A 24,175-nucleotide genomic window follows, 5' to 3' on the forward strand; every position below is an offset into this window, starting at 1 on the left:
TTTCAAACTCCTCTGACTTTGCCGCTTTTGCGTGCTGTAGTGCTGGCCTTGGCACTTCGGGCCTGGGTGGCCGATGGACGCTGGGCGCTGTTTGCGGCCTGCTTTGCAGGCAATCTTGCCATGGCCAGCATTTCTCTGGCATGGGCCATGGTTGCTTCGGACAGGTGCTCGCCGCCCAGCATGCGGGCCATTTCCATCTCGCGCTCCTCGCCAGTCAGCGGATCCACGCTGCTGATGGTGGTGTTGGACTTGGGGCGCTTGGTCACCCGGTAGTGCTGGTCTGCGTAGGCAGCGACCTGGGGCAGGTGAGTGACGGCCAGCACCTGGCGTGAATCGCCGAGCGAGTGCATGAGGCGGCCCACGGTTTCGGCCACGGCTCCGCCCACGCCGGAGTCCACCTCGTCAAAGATCAGGGTCCCGGCCTGGCCCAGTTCGCTGGTGGTCACGGCGATGGCCAGCGAGATGCGCGACAACTCGCCGCCCGATGCCACCTTGGCAACGGGTTTGGGCGTGGCGCCGGTATGGCCTGCAACCAGAAAAGTGATGCTGTCCGTGCCCGCGGGACTGGCGGCATCGGCATGCTCGAGCTGCACTTCGAAACGGCCGCCCTTCATGCCCAGGCTTTGCATGGACTGGGTGATGGCGCGTGACAGGCGTGGTGCAGCAAGGGTGCGCTGCTGCGAGATTTTGCGCGCCTCGGCCTGATACCTGAGATGGGCGGCTTGCTCTTTGGCGCGCAGCCCCTCCACGTCGACGGCAGCATCCAGCTGGTGCAGCTCCTGTTTCCAGCCTTCGAGCAGGGCGGGCAAGTCCTCGGGTGTGCGCTTGTAGCGGCGCGCCAGTTGCATCCACAGCGACAGGCGTTCATCGAGATCGGCCAGCAGCTCGGGATCCAGATCGGCGCGGCGCAGATAGGCTTGCAGCGAGTGACGGGCATCGTGCAACTGGGCCACACAGGAGCCCAGTACGTCGGCAATGCTCTGAAACTCAGGCTCAAGATGCTCCTGGTCCTGCAGCAGGTGGTGGGCCCTGCCCAATGGGGTGGCTGCTCCCGAATCGTCATCCTCCAGCAGTTGCAGGCAGGACTGGGCCGAGTCCATCAAGGTCTGCGCGTGTGACAGACGTGTGTGCTGGGCATTGAGCTCATCCCACTCTTCGGCGCGCGGCGACAGCTTGTCCAGCTCGGAAATCTGCCATTGCAGGCGTTCCCGTTCGCGTTGCAGATTGTCCTGGGCCGATAGCGCCTGCTCCAGTGCCTGATGGTTCTGGCGCCAGTCCAGCCAAAGCGATTTGAGCTGGGCCGTTTCAATGCCACCGTAGGTATCCAGCATGGCGCGTGCTGCATCCGGGCGGGTCAGGCTTTGCCAGGCATGCTGGCCGTGAATGTCGATCAGTTGATCGCCCAGATGGCGCAGCTGCGTGGCTGTGGCGGGAGAGCCGTTGATCCAGGCGCGGCTGCGGCCCAGACTGTCGATGACGCGGCGCAGCAGCAAATCCTGCTCCTGCGCAAAACCCGACTCTTCCAGCCATTCATGAAGATGGGGCGGGCAATCGAACTCTGCGCAAATATCTGCCTGAGGGCAGCCTTCGCGCACCACCTGTGCATCGGCTCGTGCGCCCAGCACCAGTTGCAGAGCGTCGAGCATGATGGATTTGCCGGCCCCGGTTTCGCCGGTAAGCACCGTGAAGCCGGTCTGCCAGTCCAGATCGAGTGACTGGACAATCACAAAGTCCCGCAGGACGATGCGCTTCAAGGCCATGGTCAGACGCCTCCCTCGTTCCAGCCCAGTTTTTTGCGCAGGGTGTCGAAGTAATTCCAGCCCTTGGGGTGCAGAAAGTGCACGCTGTGATCGGCGCGCGTCACCAGGATGCGGTCACCATGCTGCAGCGATTTCAGTGACTGCATGTCAAAGTTCGCGCTGGCGTCGCCTCGGCCGCCCACCACCTCGATAGTCACTTCCTGAGCGTCGGAGAGCACGATGGGGCGGTTGGAGAGGTTGTGCGGCGCGATGGGCACCATCACCCAGGCCGGAATCGAAGGGTGCAGCATGGGGCCGCCGGCCGAGAGCGCATAGGCGGTGGAGCCTGTGGGAGTGGCCACGATCAAGCCGTCCGCGCGCTGGTTGGAGACAAAGCTGCCGCCGACCTCGATGCGCAGCTCCACCATGCCCGAGGTCGAGCCACGGTTGACCACTACATCATTCATGGCCTGGGCTTCAAACACGCACTGGCCGTCGCGCATGACGCGAGCATTCATCAGGGTGCGTTCGTCTTCCTCGTACTCGCCCTGCAGTATGGGCGTGATGGAGGCTTCGAATTCGTCCAGGGCGATATCGGTGACAAACCCCAGGCGGCCCTGGTTGATGCCGACCAGCGGCGTGCCATAGCGCGCCAGATGGCGGCACACGCCCAGCATGGTGCCGTCGCCGCCCACCACCAGGCCGAGGTCGCAATGCCTGCCCAGACCGTCAACGTCCATGCTCGGGTAATCGGGCAGGCCCGCATAGATGGCGGACTGGGTATCCAGAATCACCTCACAACCCAGGCTGCGCACGTAACCGGCAATCCGTTGCAGCGCTTCGCTGGCTGCATCGGACGGAACGCCTGCTGCGGGTGTGTGGTACTTGCCGATCAGGGCAATATGGTGGAACGTGGATGTCATCTGGGAAATTACATCATTAAAATGAAATCATGCTCGACGAACGTGCCAAGTTATTGCTCAAAGCGCTGATCGAGCGTTACATCGCTGACGGTCAACCAGTCGGCTCGCGCACTCTTTCACGTGCATCCGGGCTTGAATTGTCGCCTGCCACCATACGCAACGTGATGGCCGACCTGGAAGAGATGGGCCTGATCATCAGCCCTCACACATCGGCAGGCCGCGTGCCGACAGCCAGGGGATACCGCCTGTTTGTCGACACCATGCTGACTGTGGACCGCTGCGATCTTGTAACGCCCGGCCTGATGCCTGAACAGCCGCAGAAGGTGATTGCCAATGCGGCCAATCTGCTGTCCAACCTCTCCCAGTTCGTGGGTGTGGTCATGGTGCCGCGTCGCAGCTCCGTCTTCAAGCATATCGAGTTCGTGCGCCTGTCGGAGCGGCGCTTTCTGGTCATCATCGTCTCGCCCGAAGGCGATGTGCAAAACCGCGTGATCTTCACGGATGTGGATTACGAGTCCTCGCAACTGATAGAAGCCTCGAATTTCCTCAATCACCATTACGCCGGTTTGACAATGGAGGAGGTGCGCACGCGGCTGCAGACCGAGGTGGAGCAATTGCGGGGCCAGGTTGCCAGCCTCATGCAGGCAGCGGTGAATGTAGGCACTGAGGTCATGAGCAACCATGATCGCGAGGATGTGGTGATCGCCGGCGAGCGCAATCTGCTGTCCGTGAGCGATTTTTCCAGCGATATGGGCAATCTGCGCCGCGCTTTCGACCTGTTCGAGCAGAAAACGCAAATCCTTAGGTTGCTGGATTTCTCCAATCAGGCTGATGGCGTACGCATTTACATCGGCGGCGAGAGCCAGACCGTGCCGTTTGAAGATTTGTCTGTAGTGAGTGCTCCCTATGAGCTCGACGGCAAGGTGGTTGGCACCTTGGGGGTGATCGGCCCCACGCGCATGCACTACGACAAGATGATTCAGATTGTCGATATCACATCCAAACTGGTGAGCAATGCTCTGAGTCACAAGCGTTAGGCCCTACAATGGCGAAGTTTTTCTGGTGGCAGCCACGGCTGTTGTCAGTGTTGGGGCGTTAGCTCAGTTGGTTAGAGCAGAGGACTCATAATCCTTTGGTCGTCGGTTCAAGTCCGCCACGCCCTACCAGATAACCATTTCTGGTATTGAAAAGCCTGCTACATAAAAAGTAGCAGGCTTTTTTGCTTTTATTCCTGGTTCCGGTTTGGTTCCGGAATTTTGCCAGATGTAGCTGTACGTCAATGGACTGTTGCGATATGGACGCAACAGGTGGAGACGGTTGTTTTCATGGCGTTGTGGCTCCGGATCAATCACAACGAAGCGGTCTTATGCGCTGAGTTGTTGAAAATTTTTTCAAGCGCTTGCTGTCGATAAAAATTGGTCAGAAGCGTTGCTAGCTGCGGTGAAATTCTGTTATCGCGAGATTTACGAAAGACGCGCTTGCTCGCCAATAATGATGCAGTGAGTGGTACGTAAAATTAGAAGGAGCACCATGCCTCGCACGACAAAGTCTTCGAGCACTGACAACATCTCGGAAAAGGATTCGGCCAAAGTCTCCAAGGCGAAGAGTGCGGCGAAAGTAAAAAAGACAACGCCACCCCAAAAAGCTAGCCCTGTGCCCGCCAAGAAAACAGGATCAACCGCCCATAAGAGGGCGCCAACACAGAGCGCTACACCTCAGGAGTCTGTGGCGAAAAGCATTCCTGTTTGGGATTCATGGGAAAAGCGGCACACGATAACTCTGGTGGATGCTATCTGTACGGTACACAACATCGTGGGCAACAAGCGGGTTCTAGAAAAGTTACAGAAAGGCCGCGATCCAAGAACGAAAGGTTTCAATACGCATTTGAAGACTTTGAAGGATTGGGTTCGCAATGAACCAGACGTTCTGCCAGTTGAAGCTCGTCACGGCGGGGGAAAAGTCACCAACAGCACGAGCATTCTTTTGGCCCCATTCATCCAGTGGGTGAAGGAGACAAAACCGTTTCCTGGGCTCGACATACCTCAGAAATTTTTTGAGCTGACCCCTCCAGTGCCAAGAAGAGCCGAAGTAGTAACTACGCAAAGGGGACCATCTCCAGTAAAAAAAGAAGAGTCATCAGGTGGCGAGCATGATGAAACGCTGCACAAAAAGTGGGCTAAATTGCTCATCGCGTTGGCCATGAAAGACTATGGCTTGCAGCCGAAGTTGCCTGCCAAAGAGCTGATGGCGCACAGCCGAGGCAAGAAGGATGCAGGGCTCTATGCACCGTTGTCGGAGTTCTGCAAGGATCACGGGATTGATCAGTTGTCTCAGAGTGTCGTAAAAGAGGCGTTTGAAGGCGCTCTCGAATTCCTGGGCGCGGATTTCGTCGACAGACTTAAGAAACATGCAGAAGGCAAAGAGCGCATTGCCAGTCTGAAAAAAGTGGTGCAAACGCCTGCGCAGCAACAGACAAACGTTTGAACTGCGTGCCCTATGTTTCGTGGGCGAAGGGACGCTGGCAAAGTAGACGGCATCGCAGCAATCGTATGAAACGCCGTCATGAGCCTCAACAACGTTGTCTCTTCAAATACATCTGAATCTGGCAGTTTGGCCTTTGCGCCATTTTTTCTGAGTTACCCAAAGCGTCCGTCCCACATGCCCAAAACCAAGGCATTTCAACGTGTCCTGGATGCTCAGTTTGCCAGTCGCAGGCTCATCGCAGTGGCGCCTAAAGTATGCGCCAAGAAGACCTCGGATTGCTTCATCACTGCAGATAACGCAGCTGCATTCGATCGCGCTGCACATTATAAAAAGTTTGGCAGCAAACCATTCTCAAACGTTAGCTTGGATGGTGATGGCTATATACGCCTCAATGACGTTCTAACGGTATATCCAGTCTCGCGTGCGGCATGGTACGACGGCGTCCTCAAAGGCATCTATCCCGCAGGCGTAAAACTTGGCCCCCGCTCAGTCGGCTGGTCACGCGCTGCCATCCGCGAACTCATCGCAAACCCACCGAAGTTCTGATCCCAGCCTAGCGCTGGTTCACCGAACAGCTCCATTTCCATACCGTATGCACCTGATTGACAGGTGTAGGGGCTTCGCTTTGCCAATTTTTTCCACTAAGGAGTTATCAGCCCATGAGTACGTCTAGTCCAAGTGAAATCAATGCTCAAAAAGTTGCAGTGCCAGCTGTGAAGAAGGATGCCCAAAGCAGCGATTCAGCCAATTCTTCAGTCCCTAGCAAATCTTTTCCTCTGGCCGCGTCCCGCTGCTACGGGGTCTCGGTAGGAGTAGGTGCTTCTGCCACCTTGGTTGCCTATGGAGTCGCGGCTGACTTGTGCGTGGAAGGCACGATCTTCGGTTTGTCTGTAGGAAAGCAAAAGAATGTCGAGATATTCGCGGCTGATCATGTTTCCGCAAGTGATCTGAAATTTCAGGTGTCTCGTTTTGTCGATGGCGAAGCCAATATCTCCGTAATCGTCCCTAAGACGCCGACTCCTCCCGACTATCGCAGCCAAGAAGGCCGTGCTCTCATGGGGCCGCCGAAAGCAGAGGGCTGTCATGTCGTGGTTGTCCCCGCAGCTAACAAAAAGGTGCGCTGGTCCGAATCTAATTTGTCTGCATTCAAGCGTGTAGTAGCGGGCAAGGGCGCGCTGGTCATTTTTATCTTTCAAGGGTTTAGCAAAGAGGAAGAGGCCTACTTGTCTTCCTGCTTTAACTGCGTATTCACAGTCTGCCCCTGTGAGCCTGACCAGGGCTACCCATCGGCGTTTACGGCCGCTCCCATCTCCGGTAGTTTTTTTGCAGCGACGGGCCACAGTGCTGTGATCGAAAACATCCGCGTGGATGCTGAGGGGCGCATTGAACGCCACTGCCTGCCCTGCGTTTCCCCAGACAGACGGGATCGCGAAATCTATCGCCTGCGTAAAGAAGAAAACAAGTCGTTGGAGGAGATCGGCGAAGCCTTGGGCTGCAACAAAAGCACCATCTCCCGCCGCTTGAGCGCGCTGCCTTCTCATCTGCGCGGCGGCCGCCTGTGATCCCTGTGTTGCACGTGTTGCGTGATTTGCGGCATTTCCATGCAAAGCCAGATTTCGTGCAACACCTGCAACGTCCCCCCAATCTCAAGAAGACTCATCATGACTATCGAGAACAACGCGGTGTCTCGCTCGCCTGTATATGGGGCTGATCGTGTGACGATATGGCTAGACCGCCTGGCATCAGAAGCTGAGTTTGAAGAGCTGCGCGAGCACTGCACCTTTCTGACTGTGACGAACGATCAGCCCAAGTTCCAGGCCAACCGCAAGTGCAAGTTGGACCTGTTTCAGCCGACGCGCAAGTGCCTGCGTATGGCAAATGAAATTCTGAGGGCAGAAACCAATGCCGATCTAACCTATGTCGAGTTGGCCCGCGATGTGACTTTACCCAACAAGGCTCGCATGGCGTTACTTACTGCGTTTCTCGGTTCCGTAAAAGTGACGAGCCAGAGGTCACTCTTCGTTCAATGTAAAGGCACCTTTTACTGCGGTAAGAGGGCAGAAAGTTGTGGTCGTGATGGCAGTGTCCTGGCGGTCTACGCAGATAAAGCCAGCAAGATCAACAATGTGCGTCCAGATGCCGGTGCCATGGAGTGCTTTCACGTTGAGCTGCGCTTGAGTGGTAAGGACGTTTTGGGAAAGCACGGCATCCGCGCATTGGAAGAGCTCATCTCTTTTAAGCATAAGCAGCTCTGGGAGAAATGCTTGAAGTTCTACGCGCTGCCGCGAAGCAAAACCGAGTTGGGCCGTTTGCTGGCCGCTTGCTGTGGTGGCCGCGCAGATGCTTCGGACACTGCACACCTCAAACGTGCAAACCGCTGGATCGACAAGCACAGCATAGATGCGAAATTCATCATGCATAACGCGCTGAAGGCGACTCCAGAGCTTGAGCATTATCTGGAAAAAACAGACTGGAACGGGCTGATGAAGCGAATCAAAAAGTAGGCCGAGTACTACTGATATAGAAGCCAATTATTTCGGAATACACATCAAGAAAACGAGTCATCTCACCAGCTCTTTTTTTCAAAAAACATGTGTTTTCTCGATGATTTTTTATCTGCATGGCACATGCATTCACTGAATTTCAGGCCATAAAACCATAACCCAAATGAAGCCAACCACTCATCAGCGCCAGATAGTGCATACCACGCTGCCATGCGTGGAAGTGCGTGCCAGTCCTGGCAGTGGCAAGACCACCACGCTCATCCAGCGTATTAAGCACTTGGTGCGCAACGGAACGCCAGCTTCACAAATTCTGGTCTTGAGCTTCGCCAAAAATTCTGTTGATGAGTTCCGCAATCGACTTCAGCGCAGCCTCGAGCAGAAGGGCAACTCTGGCAAGAAGTCACTACCGCAGAAGAAATCTGCTGTTGGTAACGAGTTGCCCACCACACAGACCACTCACGCGTTTGCCCTGAGTTTAGTGACCCGCGCAGGTGGCTGCGGTGGTGGTGGTGTGCCTACAAACACAGAAAGTCTTGTGTTGTTGAAAGAGGCTTTGCGCCGTTGCCGGAAGGATGCCTCTGATCAAAATCTGTGGCACAAGCTAGACAAATCCGAACGCCGGGAACGGCTTCGTCTGGTGCGTGAGTTGCTGAAGAGCTCGCGTCGTTTGAAGCAGTTGTTGAAAGCGCTTAGCTTTGCTCAGGCCTCGAAGCAGAAGCTCCGTGATGTGATGACAGCACCGAAGTTCTCAGCTGGTCTGGCTACTTATGCCCCGATTGCGTTGGCTGTGCAGAAGCGCTTTACGTGCGCCAAGAAAGCTGCGGGCAAGCTGGACTTCGGAGACATGCTTGAAAAAGCGGTTGATGTACTTGATGGTGGCGCTGAAATTCCCTTTACCCATGTGCTGGTCGATGAATTTCAAGATGGCAGTGCCGCCCAAAACTTGCTGCTAGCCTCACTGGTCAAGCGTGGCTGCCAGCTTATGGTCTTTGGCGACCCTGAGCAGGCGATCTACGGTTTTAACGGCAATAGCTATACGCCGCTGGATCAGGTTGTTGACGGTGTCGTGGTCATGCCTCTGCCGGAGTCTCACCGCCTGCACCGCCAGACCGCAGAGCTGGCAATGGCTGTTGCTGGCAAGAGCACTCAAAAGATCGTGACTATGCGGGATGGCGTGAAGCCGGCACTGGTGACTAGCGGTGGCCCTATAGAGCGGGCGCATGCAGTTGTCCGCGACATTCAGCAACTACTGGAGCAGGGCGTCGATGCCTCAAGTATTGCTGTGCTTGCTCGTACCAACTCAACTCTGAAGACGGTGGAGCAGAGCTTGCTGGCTCTGGACATAAATACCGCGAGAAAGGGCGTAGCGCGTGATCTACTGCATGTCCAGCGTGTACTGCGCTTAGTACGCCTGGTTGACCGGCATGCACGTGCCCAAATGCCCATTGATCCTGATGAGGTGGCGCATGTGTTTCGCAAAGTCAAGCTGACGGCCAAGCAAGACTGGAAAGGTAGGGCGCGTAGTCTGCAGAAAGCAGCCAGCTCGTCCTCGTTGGAAGGCCGCTACAAGGAGTGCAGAGACATTTACTTGAAAGTAATCGGAGGAGTCCGCGCCAACAAGGCAGTCCATCACGATCTAAATTTCTGGGTTGCGAAATGCCGTGACTATTCCGATGGTCTTGAAATGCTCCGCGCCTCTAAGCAAGAGAAGCCCGTAGTGCAGACCATGACCATCCACACAGCCAAAGGTGGTGAGTGGGACCACGTGTTTGTGGTCGGTGTCGCTGACGGTGAGTTGCCGATCTTCCATGCCAAGTCGGAGACGGCGCTAGCGGAGGAGCGTCGGCTGCTGTATGTGGCTGTTACGCGGGCTCGCAATGCCGTTTGGCTGTACTACGCCCCTATGTCGCATGCTCACAGCTATAAAAAGTCTAAGGAACTCAGTAGCCTGCTGCAGCCAGCCAATGTTCAACGAACTTTGACTCAAGTGCTGGGCTAGCTTTTTGTGATGTTGGTGGAAGTGTGACTGCTGAACTTTGATGGCTGGATGGCATGTGCTGTCTGGCCATTTTTCGTTCCAAGAGCAATTTTTTGACGCCAAGCTACCACCACATAGCCAAGCTGCAGAAAACGCAGCCACGGCTGTTCTGGTAGCTTGCCGCTGGCATTGCAGAACATGGTCGATCTGCGGAAATGAGCTTGTAAATGTTGATCGTCTGATGCCGTCCAGACTATCCAGTTGGCTTTGAATTGGTGACTGCTGGCTGTGACTAAAAGACCTTGCTCGAATATATTTTTATCCCCCTGCATTCCGATGAGTATTCGTTGGCGGAACTCAATGTGAGAGCCGATCCCCTTTTTGAAAATTCTTAGAAAGGCCGGTTGCGGACCTTAGGCCATACTCAAGCAACGGTCGCTGTGGAGCTAAAGTGAACCTCCAAGCATTGGATATATCGAGTTGCTTGGAAGAGAGAGGCGAGGTTTGAGCCTGCTTCTTCAATACTAGCAACAGCGGCCTTGCCAAACGATTCGGAAGATGACAATGGGAAAACAGTACACCTACGCGAAATTCTGGCGATGTGCTCTACAGGTCAATCCTGTTGGCTACAACGGGACCTACAGGGGGAACGATCACGGGCTAGACGAAGGTGGCTATAACCAAGCCCTGCTGCAAAAGTGCATCGAGTTGGGGATTACGGTTGTCGGTTTGGCCGACCACGGCAGCGTGGCCAGCGTTGACGCTTTGCGTCAGGTGTTGCAGCCGCATGGAATCGTAGTATTTCCCGGTTTCGAGATCGCCTCGAATGACAAGACCCACTATGTTTGCTTGTTTTCCGAGGAAACGACAGGACAGCAGCTCGAGCGCTATCTTGGCAATCTCGACCTTCTCGATCCGACAGATGGTGTTCGACCTTCTCGATTGAGCTCCGAGCACTTGATTGAGAAAGTTGATCAACTCGGAGGCTTTATCTACGCCGCGCACTGCACGTCGGACAGCGGCCTCCTTAAGAACCGGCTCAACCATGTGTGGAAGCTCCCTAAGTTGCGCGCTGCCCAAATACCGGGGCCGATAGATGACTTGGAGGGGGTGGACAATGGCTTCTACCGGAAGGTGTTGCTGAACAAGGATGATGCTTACCGTCGCAATCGGCCCGTAGCTGTCATCAATGCCAAAGATGTCGCCAGACCGGCGGATTTGGAGCAGTCGGGAGCCACTTGCCTCATCAAGATGACGCGACCCAGTTTCGCTGCTTTCAAGGTCGCCTTCCTTGACCCAGGATCGCGCATTCGGCTGAACTCCCAGCAGACCGAAAGTTCGGTTGGCAAGGTGGTTCGCATGACGGTGGCCGGTGGCTACCTCGATGGCGTCCAGGTGGATTTTTCCGATCATCTCAACACGGTGATTGGCGGCCGTGGAACGGGAAAGTCAACCTTGCTCGAATGTCTGCGCTTCGCCTTGGACTTGCCACCCAAAGGCAGGCAGGCTCATAAGCTCCACCAAGAGATCATCAAGGAAAATCTTGGTCGCTCGGCCGGTCGGGTTGAGCTGACAGTGGTTTCCTCTACCCAGAACTGCAAGCAGTACACCATCTCGCGCCGTTATGGCGAACCGCCGATGGTACGTGACATGGATGGTCATGTCTCCACTCTCCTCCCCCGTGATCTGCTACCGGGCATCGACATTTATGGCCAGAACGAGATTTATGAGCTGGCCCAAGACGAAGCCAGCCGGATTCAGTTGTTGGATCGCTTTCTTCCTCAAGACGGGGAGTACGAGGCGAAGAGCGCCGACGTGCATGGGCGCTTGAAGGACAACCAGCAGAAGCTCACAAAGGCCCTGACCGACCTTGATGAGCTGCATGCACAGGTTGAGCGCTTACCCAAGTTGGAGGAGCAGCTTCGTGGGTTTGATGAGCTGGGGATAAAGGAAAAGCTGGCCAAAGCCTCATTGCTCGCACGCGAGCGAGAGATTGCCAGGGCCGCGACACATGGAGTTCAGAGCTTTCGTGATGCGCTTTCAGACCTGCGCGACAGCTTGCCCGAACTTGACTTCATCAATAGTGACGCCCTTCAGGGGTTGCCTGACACTGCCCAGTTGCTCGCAATGCGAGCTACCCTAGATGGACTCAAGCAGGGGTTCACCGACCATCTCACCGCCATGCAGGCCTTGCTTGATGTAGGGGCAGGACAGTTCACTACCCAGCATGGCGCATGGCAGAAAGCTATTCAGGAGCACGATGCCGAGTTGGAGAAGGCGCTGCGGACGTTGCCTGCCACTGCCGGCAAGAGTGGGCAGGAAGTTGGCGTTGCCTATCAGAAGTTGATGGGGGAGATTGAGCGTATCAAGCCCATGAAGTCGCGGGTAACTACCCACGAGTCCCAGCGTGATACCTTGCGTCAGGAGCGGCGTAATCTGTTGGCCGAGCTCTCCGATAAACGCGGGCAGCGGATACAAGCGTTGCAAAAGGCTGCGAAGAAGCTGAACAGGCGGCTTGAGGGCAAGCTCAAGGTGGAAATTGTTCCGGAGGCTGACCGAACGCCATTGATGACGTTCCTGATTGGGTGCAAGCTCGACGGTGTGGGCGAAAAGCGGCTTGCGTTCATTGAGGATGCCGAGACGATTAGCCCGATGTTGCTGGCCCAGTCGATTCAGAAAGGGGCTGCCAACGTGCAACTCGATTGGGATGTCACGCCGATGGTGGCCGACGCACTCACCAAGCTACAGTCGTCTCAGCTTATGGAGTTGGAAGCCTTGGAGCTGGAGCATCGTGTGGACATCTTCTTGAATGTTGCCCATGGCCAAGCAGACCCGTTATTCAGGCCGCTCAACAAGCTCTCTACGGGCCAGCAGTGCACGGCAATCCTGCACATGCTGCTGCTTGAGAACGTCGATCCCCTGCTCATGGATCAGCCGGAGGACAACTTAGACAACGCCTTCATTGCAGATCGGATTGTCACCGAATTGAGGGAGGCAAAAACCATTCGACAGTTCTTGTTCGCGACACATAACGCGAACATTCCGGTGTTCGGTGATGCCGAGTGGATTGGTGTGTTCACGGCCGCTGAGAACCAAGGGCGTCTCGGGCTAGAAGCTCAAGGCTCTATTGACGTTCCGTCGATTCGAGACCAGGTTGCAAGCATTCTGGAGGGCGGGCGCGATGCCTTCGTCCAGCGTAAGGAAAAATACGAGTTTTGAGAATCTGCCGATGACAATTACCGAAGCCCTAAAAATGCTTCATCACTATTGGTGTTGGGGTTGACGCAGCTCTGCTGCACCTGAACGCTTGCAATCGCTGGAGGCTGTGTGAAGACTCGTCCGAGAATGAAATTCAGGGGGTCTCCTCACCATTGCCTTGGTCAAGAAAAATGCATACAGAGCGATCTAAGAGGTCGATTTCTTGCCAAGTTCAGTGCTTGATGCGTTTTCACGCAGCCTCGCTGCAAAGTAGACAAAAAATTCAGCAAACCTTGACTTTGATGTGTAGAAGTTCGGACTTGATCTGACAACTGCCCCGGTCGAAATGGGAGCAACTGTCGGATCAGATCGGAAGTTCTACATTTGATGTTCAGGTCTGATTTTGCTACTTCTTAGAAAACTATCCCAGCTTGTGGTTCAGTTGGTGAAACACGTCTCGACCCAGGTCGTCGCGCTCGACAGCAAACAAAAATAAACAACGCCCATCGCTGGATTGCTCCCACTGGTGTCCGACCTGCTGTTTTTCGCGTGAGTCGTCGTTGGTCTTGTAGGGCTCGCCCTTGTATTCGACGGCCAGCACGCGCCCATCTGTCAGCTCGGCTACAAAGTCGGGATAAAAGTAGTCCGTGGCAGTCGGCAGCCAAAACGAGAATTTTTCTTGCCGCTCGATGTTGCGCACCCATTGCTTGACCTTGGGGTGGGCATCGATAGCCATGGCGCACCGAAACTCCTCTGCCACGACTCCTGCCTGGGTTTTCTCGCGTAGGTCATGGATGACTGGGTAAAAGTGCTTGCTGAACTCATAGCTGCCTCGATACATCTGCCTCGCCGGATACTGACCTGGCTGGTAATGGAAGCTGTAATGCGCCAACTCCGTTACACCCGGAACCGCCATGTCCATCAGCCGCCCCTGAAAGCCACTAGCCATGGCAATCTGGCGCAGCCGACTGATTTCTTTGATCAGTGCCTGCGCCAACTGGAATCGTGCACGAACCAGCGCTGTGAGGGTAAAGCCCCGCTCGGCGGTCAGGTGAGTCACCATCTTGACGAGATAGGCCTGCATCTGGGTCTGCCCAATGTCTGGCTGACGCACCTCCACGTCCAGCCAACGAATAAGGTCTTGCTGGCTGATGTGGGTTACGGTTTCATTCAGTAAAAGCTGCTGCGCATCGGTATGCTTGTAAATGACCTTGGCGCCGTTGATATCAATCTCGAACGAATTGACGGTCTCGGTGATGCTGAACCCAGCCAACTGCACTTGGCTATCCAACAAGCTCCAATCGCCCAAACTAGACAGCGTTTCACGCTCCACCACTTCGAGGTGACCATCTAGTGTTAGGCAAAGCTGGGGAATGGGCACGAAGTCCAGACCCAACTGCGCTGGAGCGCGCATCGCCTGGCGCACGGCACGGTGATCATTAAACTGATCCTTAACTTCGACCTGTTTTTCGCGGTCTTTCGCGGTCTTAGCCGGCATGCCCTGGATGATGAATGCCTCTGCCTGAGTTAGTAACTCACTGCTGACATCTCCGCTGAGCAACAGCGTAGCGCCTTGCGTGGTTGGCCTGATCTGCACCACATCCTTGATTTCGTCGGGCCAGTGCGCAGTATCTGGCACCTGAGGCAGGTTGATATTGCAATCCGGAATGGCTGGACTGGACTTGGTAACTCCGCCGCCATACGCCACAGGCGTGGGCGCACCACCTGCACCACCGTTCAATGGCAGAGACTGCTGGGGGATGATGATGGAGGCCGTTTCCAGCTTCTCAAATCCCATGTTTTGCACCATGCGGTCTTTGAGTGTGGCGGCAGCTTGCGCGAAGTTATCGGCAACGATATGGGCGTAAGCCCGGTTCAACTCGTTCTGCGTCCGGTTCTTTGCATATGGCATACGCAGCACCCGACCCAGCAACTGCTCTACGTCTTTGGAGGAATTCACCGATTGTAGGCTGGCTAGTACATAGGCAAATGAGCAGTCCCAGCCCTCTTTCAAGGCCTCCACAGTAATGACGTACCGGATGGGGCAAGCTGGGTCAAACAAGTTAATTCCATCCAGCTCCTTCTGCGTGCCGGTGGCCACTGCGATCTGGTTTTCAGGAATGGCTTCTTGCTCGATGAGGTGTTGGCGCACTACGGCTACGGTGGCCTCGCCATTGATGGGCATGGCCTGCACCAATGCGATCGGGCGCAGGTAATCTGGTTCGCGCTGCGCAATCAGCTCCAAGCGATCGCGAGTCAAGCGGGCATCTCGCAGGCATTCACGCCAGCCCTGCGGGTGTTCGGCCAGCACGATGGGTAGCTTGATCATCTGCTCGGCCTTCAACTCGGCAGCAGCGACGTGATACAACACGTTGTTGCCTGGCACCGGGGTGGCAGTCATTTCGATAACGCAGCTTGGATTCACACGCCCTAGCGACTTGAAAAAACGGTCGGTGCGGTTATTGTGAGCCTCATCCACGATGACGATAGGCCGCTGCAAGTGCATCCAGTTAGCCACCGAATACTTGACTCGGCCTACGTCCTTAGCGGTCAGGTAGGGCTGACTCAGCAAATCGGCCTCCGAGACCTTTTCCAAACCTGCCGAAAGATTGGGAGGCAGGTTGTCGAAATGGGGGGCCAGCTCTTCAAAGAATGAGTAGACGTTGCGCTTGGCGGTGTTGGTTACGTTGAAGGACTGAATAGTGGCCACGATGACGATGGCCGCCTTGCCGACATCGTGCGGGCTGATGGTCTGCAAGCTCTCCAAGTCACACACTTGCACGCGGTCGCCAAAGTAGTAGGCCAGCGCCTGTCGGTAGGGGTGTCGTGCATTGGCAAGGGCTTCAAGCGTCTGGGTACGGATGGTGTCCGATGGCGTGAGCCACAGAGCAATGGGCGCGTCACTGTCCAGTACGCACCTGCCTGCCAGCGCGACAGCATGCGCGGCCATAATGGTCTTGCCGCCCCCCGTGGGTACGCGCAAGCAGACGCACGGGACATCACCGAATAGGGGTTGATAGGTCTCGCCCGCACGGTTCTGCGCGGTGAGTGCTGCACTATAAGCATCAGCCACTGGCTGGCTGCGTGCAGCGGTAAGGAGATCGGTGAGCGCGGTCAGTGCACTCTGCTGGTAGGCTTTAAGGGTCAGCATCTTGTTCTGGTTCGCGCTGGATCAGCGCATTCTCACGTCATAGGGAATCTGCTTGAAGGTAATGCCCTCGGCAGCAAGGCGCGATGCTCCTATGCGCGACATTTCTCCATAGACCACCTTGGGCCCATCGTGCGGAAATATCTCATTGATGGCTTGCAGTACAGCATGGGTCAGCACGTTGCCACCAGCAGGGCGCCGGTCGCCCAATATGTCGTTGTAAAGCAGGTAATAGGCCGCTCCGTTGTGCACCCCTAGCAGTGGTTTGTCGAACACTTGCTGACCTGGCTCGCCGGTCTCGAGGTGCCAGACGTAGGCAGCCAGCGTGGCAAACTTTATATCGGTGCTGATGCGGCCGTGCTCATCAAAGGCGGGCTCGCCCAGCGTGCAGAAGCGGAAGCCGCCGCCGCCCTGCCATTCCACAGCTGCGCTGATACCGCCTTGCTCACCCTCAATGACCTTTTGCATACGGGGTAAGCAATGGGTGCGGGCATGCTCGCCCATTTCAATGCCGATATAGCTGCGTCCCATTTTGTGAGCGACAGCGGCAGTAGTGCCAGAGCCGAGGAAGGAATCGAGAATTAAGTCACCCGCTTGAGTAGCAATATGCAAAATCACCCAAATCAGCTTCTCTGGTTTTGGTGTTGAAAATGGCGCATCACCGTGCAATGCCAAAGCCTCTTTCTTCCCATCTTGATTATGGCCAGCGAGCCCATGCTTCCATATGGACATCGGCATCATGCCTTGCGCAACTCCACTAAAAAAATTCTTTAACGATGGGACAGAATTTGTTCCTTTTGCCCCCCACCAGATTCGCCCTTCAGCCTCGTTTCGGAGGTGGCTCTCACGAGACATTGCCCACACACGAGTTTTTTTGGGCCAAACCTCCTCCCCTGTGTTCGGCTGCCGTATCGGATAAAACAAATTGGGTCGCTCCTCTGCGGTAAAGCGACAGGTGTAGTTCTCGGGCTTCCACGGACCGCGGGGGTCCTGATCCGGATTCTTGTATCGGCTGGCCTGCTCATCCGTTGCAGGGAGAAGATTTCTCTTGAAGGCAGCGGATTTTCGGTAAACCAATATCACATCATGCACATATCCAAAGTCTTTGGTGTCCGGTGGTGGCGCATAGCGTTTCTCCCAGGCTATCGCACACAAGAAGTTTTTACGTCCAAAAATCTCATCCATCAGAACTTTGAGGTAGTGGGCCTCATTGTCGTCGATGGTTACCCAAATGCTGCCATCCTCCGCCAGCAACTCGCGCAGTAATACTAGCCTGGGATACATCATCGACAGCCATTGGCTGTGTTCCAGCTTGTCATCGTAGTGCTCAAACGCACTCTGGGTGTTGTAGGGCGGGTCAATGAAGATGCACTTGACCCGACCCGCATAGAACGGAATCAGGGCTTTGAGGGCCAAAAGGTTGTCGCCCTGAATCAGCAGGTTGTCGGCATTGGTTCCACTCACATCACCGTGGACAGACGCTTGCTTGAGCAAGTGATAGGGCACCTCCCGCGTGGTCTCTTGCGCTTGGTTCTTGTTCACCCAGTCTAAAAACGGCATGTTTAGGTCTATTTCTATGGATATTGATGCCAGCGGAGATATCCTCACTGGCGTTTTCACATTAGGTTAGTTTACGGGTTCTACGGGGCTCGGGACGATCGCTGTGTAACGGCAACCAGCCGTTCACTTTGTGCTCATGGACGGCGGTAAAGCTGTTGCGTTGCCTACATTTGTTGATGACGCTTGACTGCAAGCGTACGTCAGGGGCATGAGCTTGCAACCTGCAGAATTTTTCATTGCCCGAGGGCTTGACTCGGTAGTCAAAGTAAGCTTGGAATGGCCTTTCGTGAGTTGCGTCGGATATATCTGGCCAAAGTTGCATCCGACTTGTGCCCAGTCTGCATCCGTATCTGCCACGATTGTTGGCCTTGCTCAGCAGCGCTGGTGCAGTAGCCAGCCCGCAAGCTGTGGCCGCTGACATTCTTGGCATTCGCTCCAATTTGCCCCATGGCGGTTTTCACGATGAGCGCCACTGACTGCGGCGTCAGTCCTTGCTTGGCGATGCCGTCGTAGCGGTTGACGGATCGGAAAACATGCCCTGATCTGATGCCTGCAGTCTTGAGCCAGCGCATCAGTGCAGTGACCGGACAGCCACTGCTACTGGCTCGCGGAATGAATACAGTTCGGCCATGTCGTTCTTGGTCTGTCTTGCTAACTGGTAATTCAATCTCCAATCCTGCTGGCGAGAACGTCAGATGTTCCATGCACACTCCAACAAGCTCGGATCGACGCATGGCCGATGCAAAGCCGACCAACAGAATTGCGCGATCACGTGCTGCCCTGACGGGCATGTGGATTTTCTCGATGGCTTCCAAAGCGGCCAGCAAGTCATCTTTTGTCAGAGGCTTCACTTGCCGCTGCTTGGTGCCAAGTGTGCGGCGTATGCCCTGCATGACTTGCCTGACGATTTCGCTGCGTGCCGGTGATACCTGCTTTTGATCGACATGAGCTTTGTGGATCGCGGTGATACGGCGCTCCAGCGTTGCAACAGCCAGACCATCGTTGGCAGACTTGGCCAGGTACTTGGCCAGCCGTTCCGGCGTGCAGGGAACGGTTCCACCGTACGCAAGGAAGTTCCGCAAGTCAGAGGCGTAGGCGCGCTTGGTTGCATTGGCTTGGCTGGCATCCATATATTCTTGGATGGAGCTTCTGTTTAATATCTGGTTTGAATCGTGATTATTTTTTCTATTTTTCTCTATTTTTTTAGAGAGAGTTTTATCAGTGACTGAAATAGTCGAACATTTTTTACTCATAGGAGTTCCAATTTTGTTATCGATAACGATTGATTATCGATAGTCAGGATTTGAATGGGATTCAGCCACACTCAATGCACACACAGATAGGGCGTGCCATTGCTACAGGCTCGTCTACTGCTGGTGTTGAGGGATGGCTGGGAATTTGAGTCATTGCGATGAACGACTTTTGATTCAGCGTTTTTTTTACTGAATCTACGCTGTTATTCTGGATATATGGCTTAAATAGCCATAAAATCGCTGAAAATACGGCATTTTCTTATATTATTGATATAATACCACCATGCACGGATAAATATGCATTATTTATAGTGCGGTGCAGCATTATTGGATATTGATGGCTTCAATATGAGCGTGCAGAGTTTAAATCCCAATCCTTGTTTTCTCATTGGATTGAAAACGCCAAGCAATCTGGCTTTTCGCCGCCATCACCGCATGCTGATGCTGCAGCGCTTGCTGCCAGTGCTGGTGGATGTGCTCGATGCACAGCAACTGGCGGATGTGTCACGCGATCTGGAGTTGCTGTATTGGCCGGTGCTGGGTCATTCACAAAGTCCATGCTGCTTTGAAGTGCCGGCCTTTCTGGGTTCAGTGGCACCGGATCAGCCAATGGAGCCTGATCTGGTAGTGGAGCGCTTGATGGCTGCACCGTGCCCACCACTGCCGGTGGATGTGGCACCAGCGGCATGCAATCTGGAGCGGCTTCGTAAGCACTTGGGCTTGTCTTCGGTGCAGTGGCAACGGTTGCTGTGTGCGTATCTGGACTACGGCGGTGCAGCGTGGCCGTGTTTTGAACTACCAGCCCCATCCCTGCATGCTCTGCTGGCCGCATGGTGGGGCGTTGATCTGGCCGCTGTTGATGTGGCACTGAATGAGCAACTGAGCCTGCTTGGCTTGTTGGATCGGTATGAGCTGGTTGATGCCAACACTGATTTGAAGTCGTTGCTGGGCATATGGCCTGCAACGGTTCAAGCATTAAGTCTCAGCTATGCGACAGACGCTGAGCTTTTCGCTGCGCTGGGACTGTCTTTGTAGCACCGCGTCTGTGCTTTGGCCTGTGCCGGTGATGTGAAGTCGCCGCCACTCTGATTTCTGAATCTCTTGATGGACCGCTTTGCCGGTCCATTTTTTATCCGTTTCCACGCATGCGGAGGACGCTGCTCGCCCGTGTGGGGCGGCGGTGTCGGTGATTCGCACGTGGAGTTCTTGAGTCTGACGATTAACCAAGGAGTACTTCCATGTCAGCCAATTCTTCTCGTTCTGCTACGGCACGCCGCATGACTTTGATGAGCAATGCGCCGCGCTTTGCGCTCGGCCAGCTGGTGGCAACACCTGGCGCAATGGAGCTGCTAGAGCAAACCAGCTTCAGTGCCTTGGCGCTGGTATCACGCCATGTGCATGGCGATTGGGGTGACTGCTGTGATGAAGACAAAGCCACCAACGAAGCGGCAGTTCGGCAACGTATGCGCGTGATGAGCGTTTACCGGCTGGTAGATGCAGAAGCGCTGCAGCAGACGCCGCTGGACAAGAGAAGCAGCTTGCCCACCCTGTGGATCATCACAGAAGCCGACCGCTCGGCCACAACCCTATTGCTTCCATCGGAGTATTGATGCATCCAGGAACGTCTATCTCTGCACCACAGAGTTATGGATTCCAGCGTGTGCATGCCGCATTGCAGACAGGCCATGCGCTAACCGTGCAGCAGCAGCGCCAGGAGCCGGTGCGCTGCTTTATGCAGCAGTCCATGCTCGATGGTGCTTGCGGAACGCATGTACTGGCAATGATCTTGGTGATCTTCGATCTGGCCAAGGCTTCGGCCATGTACGACATGAGTCAGCGCAAGTACGGCGTGGCCGCATCGGTATGGAATGCATTCGGCCCGAAGTACTTCAGCGGCATCCATGCCAAAGAATGGGTGGAGCTGGTCAAAAGCCTAGAGCTGCCCCTGAAGCTGACTGCCAAGTACGGAGCCAAAGAGCATGTGGATAGACACGCGCTCGACTGGCTGATGCGCGGTGAGCTGGTGGCCGTGGCATTTGCGTCGGTCAAACACCAGCGCACCAAGCATTGGGCATTGGCGGTCGGTGTGGAAGGCGTGGCTTCTGGATCAAAGCATCAGCCGCAACGCATCTTGCTGCTGGACCCTGGCGGTGGTGAGCCAAGCTTTAAAGCATTCAACGCACGGCTGCGATTGCCAACCGCTGGCCTCGGTAGTCGCCGCGCCAAGCAGTTGCATCTGCCTGCTGATGACGCCAAGCCATGGACAGTGTTCTGGCACTACGAATCGGAGTCGTGGTCTGCGGAGCTGGTGCGATTGTTGGCAGCGGTGCGCGTGCGCAAGCTGCAGTGAGTGGCCTATACCTTGGCGCGTTTGGCACGGTGATCAGCACCGACGACCTTGGACGGAGCTGGACTCTTTTCGGCATGTGCTTGGTTGCGGCGACGCAAAGCACCGCCTTGCGAAGCGGGTGGCAGCGTGTCTGTCACGCCTTCAAAGAGTTGTTCCAGCGTAATGCTCAAGCAGTGGCACAGCGTTGCCAGTGTGAGCAGTGACGGATTGATGTGGCCGTTCTCCAGCTTGGAGATACGCGAGCGCTCAACTTCGGCGTCATGCGCCAGTTGCTCTTGTGACTTTTGCGCCAGCTCACGGTAGCTGCGCAGCTTAATCCCCAATGCTTTTGTGACGGCATTTGGCAGCTTCACCACTGGTGTGGTGTTCAGTTGCGACGGGGCAGACTCCTTGGCTCTCATGGCCGCTGAGGGTCTGCCAATGTGTTTTTTGAGCCAACGTCTTATACGACACACTACGCTAAGATTTGAGTCGTATAAAACACATACAACAGGAGAGAGAAGTGATGAGGAAGACTCTAATAAGCGGAGCCTGCGTTGCTGCGGCCGTACTCGCTGGATGTGGCAACAAGACCCCGGCCTGCGCGGACGCGGAGACAGTGAGCTTGGTCAAACAGATTTACCAGCAGCAGTTCGACAAGCAGCACAACGTCATGAGTGAAGAGCGCCAGCAGCGTGTGCAGTTCACGGTCAAGGACACGACTGTTGCTCTGGAGAACATCACTACCGATGCCAGCAACGCCAACACTGGCAAAGCGGTATGCTCAGCCCAACTGACAACCGTCTTCCCCGAAGATGCTGTGAAAGCAGAGCCGCAGATGGAGCAGTACATGCGAGCCATCTATGAAAAGCAAGGCGCAGTGCTGGATGGCACCAAGCTCCGGGGCCAAGTGACATACACCGTGCAGCGCACCGAAGATACCGGAGCATTGCAGGTGGCACTCAACGGTTTCCTGCCGTTCATGGGCTACTTCCACGACATAGCCATGGATCGCTATGACCGCATGCAGCGTGCGCAAGTAGCAGCAAAGAAAGCTGCCGAAATACAGACACCTGCCGCGCCATCAGCGAGCCAAGCCGAAATGGAAGCAGAGTCCGAAGGTGTCCCCTCAGACCCAGCTCCGGCCACAACACCAGTGTCTGTCGCACGCCAGCAAATCCAAGCCGCGCTGCCTGCACCTAGCCAGACAGCGACAGTGCCCACGCTCTGCTCAGCTGAAGAGACTCCGGTGTTTGCATGCTCTACCGGCAAAAAGCGTGCCTCGCTGTGCATGACTGGCAGCAACCAGCTGGTATATCGACTGGCACCACTGGACGGCACACCAGAGATGGTCTATCCGGCTAATGCGACTGCCACCAACACGGCATTCAAGCAAGGCACACATACTGGCGCCAATGGTCAGTCCCTGCCATTTGTGTCATTTGACAAGGGCAACTACCGCTATGCGGTCTATGGCACAAGCGTCACCATGCAGGGCGTCTTGGTGGAGCAGAACGGCAAGCGCATCGCCAATCTGAATTGCCAAGCGGATCGCCTGTCAGAACTGGATACCGCCAAGCTGCAGCGCATGGGTCTCAGCCCAGACCTGCGCCCACTCATGTTGCCCTGAGCGCTCGCACGAGTCCAAACATCAAGCATGCCCGCACAGTCTTCGCTTTGGATTAGCGGGGTTGGCCAGCGGGCGTGCTTCTCAAAACCAATATAAAAAACTTGAAGTGAACCATATGCAGTACATCACCAGAAATCTGCTCGCCGCGCTGTCGATCACCGGCATCTTTACCGGAGCAGCAATTGCGGAGCCGCTGGCCGACTTGTCTGGTGGACAAACTGGGCACATTGAATTCATGGCATCGAACCCAGAGCATCGCTGGGCGTTGATTCGCGGACGCTTGGGTCCTCAGCAAGTGATTACGGGAGATCTTCTGATGCCGAAGAATGTGGCCGGGAAAGTACCTGTCGTGGTCATGAGCCACGGCAGTGATGGCATCACCACAGGTATGCACGAAGTCTGGGCCAAGCCGCTGAACGAGGCCGGTTATGCCGTCTTCATGGTGGACAGCTTCACACCACGAGACAGTAAGAAAATCTCAGGCACCGGAGAGCAGCTGACTTGGAACACCACGGTCAACATCTCTGATGCGGTCTATGCGCTGAAACTCTTGAGCACCCACCCGCAGATTGATGCATCGCGCATCTATCACATGGGCTGGTCTCGCGGGGCCAACGCGGTGACCGCAGCCATGTGGCCGAATTACCGTCTACCCATCACCAAGTCGGAGTCCATCAAATGGGCAGGAAGCATCGCGCTCTACCCTGGCTGCAACCAGCGCTACAAGAATCCAACGCTCAAGATCACAGCTCCAGTGCTGTATCTGCTTGGAGAAAAAGATGACATGACACCAGCACCGGCTTGTGTTGAAGAAGCTCAGCAGCTCGCAGCTGAAGGCAATCCCATCACCTACAAGGTCTACCCTGGCGCGTATCACGTGTTTGACCGACCCAACCAGCCCTACCGCAAGTTCCAAGAAGGCACGTTTGCCAAATGCGCTATCGACACAGTGATGCCGTCCCGTGCAAATGATCCCGCACCATGGGGGCCTGCATATAACCGAGCCACCAATCAAACCTTGGCAACGCCGCAAGAACGAGATGCAGCCCTTAAGCAATGTGCCGCAACGCTTTGGATCACGGTGGAAAGTAATCCCAAAGCTCGGGAGCAAGCGGTGCAGGATGTACTTGCATTCCTCGCCTCGAACCAGTAAACGCTGGGGCAAGTTGATAGTTTGCTGCTGGCGAAGAAATTGAGCTCCGCACCCGTGCGGCCCCCATCTGGCCTATATAGCAGTAAGAGATCAAGATAGCGTCCGCGTAAATCATCGTGGACACTATGTCTGAAGAAGTCCCCTCACAGCTGGAGCGGCCCCATTGATCTGAGGACAGGTAAACCCTCTTAACCTAAGAGGTAGTCTTGTGACTGTATTTATGCCTAGTCCTAAAAATCTAACGAACGTAGAGGTGCTGGGGCCGCAGAAGCGCCG

The 24,175-nt window shown here is 55.4% G+C and carries 19 protein-coding genes and 1 tRNA gene; 13 read left to right on the top strand and 7 right to left on the bottom strand.

What is annotated here, in order from left to right; all coding sequences use genetic code 11:
• Positions 1-2: 2 nt before the first annotated feature.
• Both recN and FSY45_RS12745 read right to left on the bottom strand, forming a co-directional pair.
• Complete coding sequence (gene recN, locus FSY45_RS12740; protein ID WP_046461106.1) at positions 3-1,760, bottom strand: DNA repair protein RecN; 1,758 nt, start codon at positions 1,758-1,760, stop codon at positions 3-5.
• Between the two features lie 2 nt (positions 1,761-1,762).
• Positions 1,763-2,662 carry an NAD kinase gene (locus tag FSY45_RS12745; RefSeq protein WP_003066061.1) on the bottom strand — a complete coding sequence of 300 codons (900 nt, stop codon included), beginning with the start codon at positions 2,660-2,662 and terminating at the stop codon, positions 1,763-1,765.
• Positions 2,663-2,691: 29 nt separating this feature from the next.
• Here FSY45_RS12745 and hrcA point away from each other — a divergent pair, with 29 nt between their 5' ends.
• The 7 genes from hrcA to FSY45_RS12780 all read left to right on the top strand — a co-directional run bounded on the left by hrcA (position 2,692) and on the right by FSY45_RS12780 (position 9,649).
• Positions 2,692-3,699, top strand: coding sequence for a heat-inducible transcriptional repressor HrcA (hrcA, locus tag FSY45_RS12750; protein ID WP_003066063.1), 1,008 nt, complete (start codon positions 2,692-2,694; stop codon positions 3,697-3,699).
• A gap of 52 nt (positions 3,700-3,751) precedes the next feature.
• Positions 3,752-3,828, top strand: a tRNA-Ile gene (locus tag FSY45_RS12755).
• Positions 3,829-4,192: 364 nt separating this feature from the next.
• Complete coding sequence (locus FSY45_RS12760) at positions 4,193-5,146, top strand: ChaN family lipoprotein (RefSeq protein WP_148748086.1); 954 nt, start codon at positions 4,193-4,195, stop codon at positions 5,144-5,146.
• 78 nt (positions 5,147-5,224) lie between these two features.
• Positions 5,225-5,692: an AlpA family transcriptional regulator gene (locus FSY45_RS12765; protein WP_255443315.1), complete on the top strand. Its 468-nt coding sequence runs from the start codon at positions 5,225-5,227 to the stop codon at positions 5,690-5,692.
• Positions 5,693-5,805: 113 nt separating this feature from the next.
• Positions 5,806-6,708 carry a sigma factor-like helix-turn-helix DNA-binding protein gene (locus FSY45_RS12770; RefSeq protein ID WP_148748087.1) on the top strand — a complete coding sequence of 301 codons (903 nt, stop codon included), beginning with the start codon at positions 5,806-5,808 and terminating at the stop codon, positions 6,706-6,708.
• Between the two features lie 99 nt (positions 6,709-6,807).
• Positions 6,808-7,650 carry a hypothetical protein gene (locus FSY45_RS12775; protein WP_148748088.1) on the top strand — a complete coding sequence of 281 codons (843 nt, stop codon included), beginning with the start codon at positions 6,808-6,810 and terminating at the stop codon, positions 7,648-7,650.
• Between the two features lie 163 nt (positions 7,651-7,813).
• On the top strand, positions 7,814-9,649 hold the full coding sequence (locus FSY45_RS12780; RefSeq protein ID WP_148748089.1) for a UvrD-helicase domain-containing protein: 1,836 nt from the start codon (positions 7,814-7,816) through the stop codon (positions 9,647-9,649).
• Here the strand turns inward: FSY45_RS12780 and FSY45_RS12785 are convergent.
• Complete coding sequence (locus FSY45_RS12785; protein WP_148748090.1) at positions 9,646-9,960, bottom strand: hypothetical protein; 315 nt, start codon at positions 9,958-9,960, stop codon at positions 9,646-9,648. The genes FSY45_RS12780 and FSY45_RS12785 overlap by 4 nt on opposite strands.
• Before the next feature lie 232 nt (positions 9,961-10,192).
• Between FSY45_RS12785 and FSY45_RS12790 the strand changes: the two genes are divergently transcribed.
• Positions 10,193-12,847, top strand: coding sequence for a TrlF family AAA-like ATPase (locus FSY45_RS12790; RefSeq protein WP_148748091.1), 2,655 nt, complete (start codon positions 10,193-10,195; stop codon positions 12,845-12,847).
• Between the two features lie 400 nt (positions 12,848-13,247).
• On the opposite strand, the gene FSY45_RS12795 is transcribed toward FSY45_RS12790, so the two are convergent.
• The 3 genes from FSY45_RS12795 to FSY45_RS12805 all read right to left on the bottom strand — a co-directional run bounded on the left by FSY45_RS12795 (position 13,248) and on the right by FSY45_RS12805 (position 18,787).
• On the bottom strand, positions 13,248-15,977 hold the full coding sequence (locus FSY45_RS12795; RefSeq protein WP_148748092.1) for a DEAD/DEAH box helicase: 2,730 nt from the start codon (positions 15,975-15,977) through the stop codon (positions 13,248-13,250).
• A gap of 21 nt (positions 15,978-15,998) precedes the next feature.
• Positions 15,999-17,534 carry a site-specific DNA-methyltransferase gene (locus FSY45_RS12800; protein ID WP_148748093.1) on the bottom strand — a complete coding sequence of 512 codons (1,536 nt, stop codon included), beginning with the start codon at positions 17,532-17,534 and terminating at the stop codon, positions 15,999-16,001.
• A gap of 260 nt (positions 17,535-17,794) precedes the next feature.
• Positions 17,795-18,787, bottom strand: a complete 993-nt coding sequence (locus FSY45_RS12805) for a site-specific integrase (RefSeq protein ID WP_148748094.1) — start codon at positions 18,785-18,787, stop codon at positions 17,795-17,797.
• Positions 18,788-19,114: 327 nt separating this feature from the next.
• Here FSY45_RS12805 and FSY45_RS12810 point away from each other — a divergent pair, with 327 nt between their 5' ends.
• The 3 genes from FSY45_RS12810 (at position 19,115) to FSY45_RS12820 (ending at position 21,137) form a co-directional block, all read left to right on the top strand.
• Positions 19,115-19,822 (top strand): hypothetical protein, encoded by a 708-nt coding sequence (locus FSY45_RS12810; protein ID WP_255443317.1) that lies wholly within the window; start codon positions 19,115-19,117, stop codon positions 19,820-19,822.
• A gap of 203 nt (positions 19,823-20,025) precedes the next feature.
• On the top strand, positions 20,026-20,397 hold the full coding sequence (locus FSY45_RS12815) for a type I restriction endonuclease subunit M (RefSeq protein WP_255443318.1): 372 nt from the start codon (positions 20,026-20,028) through the stop codon (positions 20,395-20,397).
• A 50-nt stretch (positions 20,398-20,447) separates the two neighbouring features.
• A complete protein-coding gene (locus FSY45_RS12820; RefSeq protein WP_255443319.1) occupies positions 20,448-21,137 on the top strand; it encodes a hypothetical protein in 690 nt (229 codons plus the stop codon).
• A gap of 5 nt (positions 21,138-21,142) precedes the next feature.
• On the opposite strand, the gene FSY45_RS12825 is transcribed toward FSY45_RS12820, so the two are convergent.
• Positions 21,143-21,538 carry a helix-turn-helix domain-containing protein gene (locus FSY45_RS12825; protein WP_148748095.1) on the bottom strand — a complete coding sequence of 132 codons (396 nt, stop codon included), beginning with the start codon at positions 21,536-21,538 and terminating at the stop codon, positions 21,143-21,145.
• A 197-nt stretch (positions 21,539-21,735) separates the two neighbouring features.
• Between FSY45_RS12825 and FSY45_RS12830 the strand changes: the two genes are divergently transcribed.
• Positions 21,736-22,746 carry a hypothetical protein gene (locus FSY45_RS12830; protein WP_255443322.1) on the top strand — a complete coding sequence of 337 codons (1,011 nt, stop codon included), beginning with the start codon at positions 21,736-21,738 and terminating at the stop codon, positions 22,744-22,746.
• Between the two features lie 115 nt (positions 22,747-22,861).
• A complete protein-coding gene (locus tag FSY45_RS12835) occupies positions 22,862-23,899 on the top strand; it encodes a dienelactone hydrolase family protein (RefSeq protein ID WP_148748097.1) in 1,038 nt (345 codons plus the stop codon).
• Positions 23,900-24,175 lie beyond the last annotated feature (276 nt).

It is taken from the genome of Comamonas sp. Z1, from assembly GCF_008121555.1.
Lineage (GTDB): Bacteria > Pseudomonadota > Gammaproteobacteria > Burkholderiales > Burkholderiaceae_C > Comamonas > Comamonas thiooxydans.

Coding starts and splice junctions, on each gene's coding strand:
- recN (WP_046461106.1), bottom strand. CDS start 1,760: ATGGCCTTGAAGCGCATCGTCCTGCGGGACTTTGTGATTGTCCAGTCA.
- FSY45_RS12785 (WP_148748090.1), bottom strand. CDS start 9,960: ATGCAGGGGGATAAAAATATATTCGAGCAAGGTCTTTTAGTCACAGCC.
- FSY45_RS12745 (WP_003066061.1), bottom strand. CDS start 2,662: ATGACATCCACGTTCCACCATATTGCCCTGATCGGCAAGTACCACACA.
- FSY45_RS12805 (WP_148748094.1), bottom strand. CDS start 18,787: ATGAGTAAAAAATGTTCGACTATTTCAGTCACTGATAAAACTCTCTCT.
- FSY45_RS12765 (WP_255443315.1), top strand. CDS start 5,225: ATGAGCCTCAACAACGTTGTCTCTTCAAATACATCTGAATCTGGCAGT.
- hrcA (WP_003066063.1), top strand. CDS start 2,692: ATGCTCGACGAACGTGCCAAGTTATTGCTCAAAGCGCTGATCGAGCGT.
- FSY45_RS12815 (WP_255443318.1), top strand. CDS start 20,026: ATGTCAGCCAATTCTTCTCGTTCTGCTACGGCACGCCGCATGACTTTG.
- FSY45_RS12795 (WP_148748092.1), bottom strand. CDS start 15,977: ATGCTGACCCTTAAAGCCTACCAGCAGAGTGCACTGACCGCGCTCACC.
- FSY45_RS12780 (WP_148748089.1), top strand. CDS start 7,814: ATGAAGCCAACCACTCATCAGCGCCAGATAGTGCATACCACGCTGCCA.
- FSY45_RS12775 (WP_148748088.1), top strand. CDS start 6,808: ATGACTATCGAGAACAACGCGGTGTCTCGCTCGCCTGTATATGGGGCT.
- FSY45_RS12770 (WP_148748087.1), top strand. CDS start 5,806: ATGAGTACGTCTAGTCCAAGTGAAATCAATGCTCAAAAAGTTGCAGTG.
- FSY45_RS12800 (WP_148748093.1), bottom strand. CDS start 17,534: ATGCCGTTTTTAGACTGGGTGAACAAGAACCAAGCGCAAGAGACCACG.
- FSY45_RS12790 (WP_148748091.1), top strand. CDS start 10,193: ATGGGAAAACAGTACACCTACGCGAAATTCTGGCGATGTGCTCTACAG.
- FSY45_RS12760 (WP_148748086.1), top strand. CDS start 4,193: ATGCCTCGCACGACAAAGTCTTCGAGCACTGACAACATCTCGGAAAAG.
- FSY45_RS12825 (WP_148748095.1), bottom strand. CDS start 21,538: ATGAGAGCCAAGGAGTCTGCCCCGTCGCAACTGAACACCACACCAGTG.
- FSY45_RS12835 (WP_148748097.1), top strand. CDS start 22,862: ATGCAGTACATCACCAGAAATCTGCTCGCCGCGCTGTCGATCACCGGC.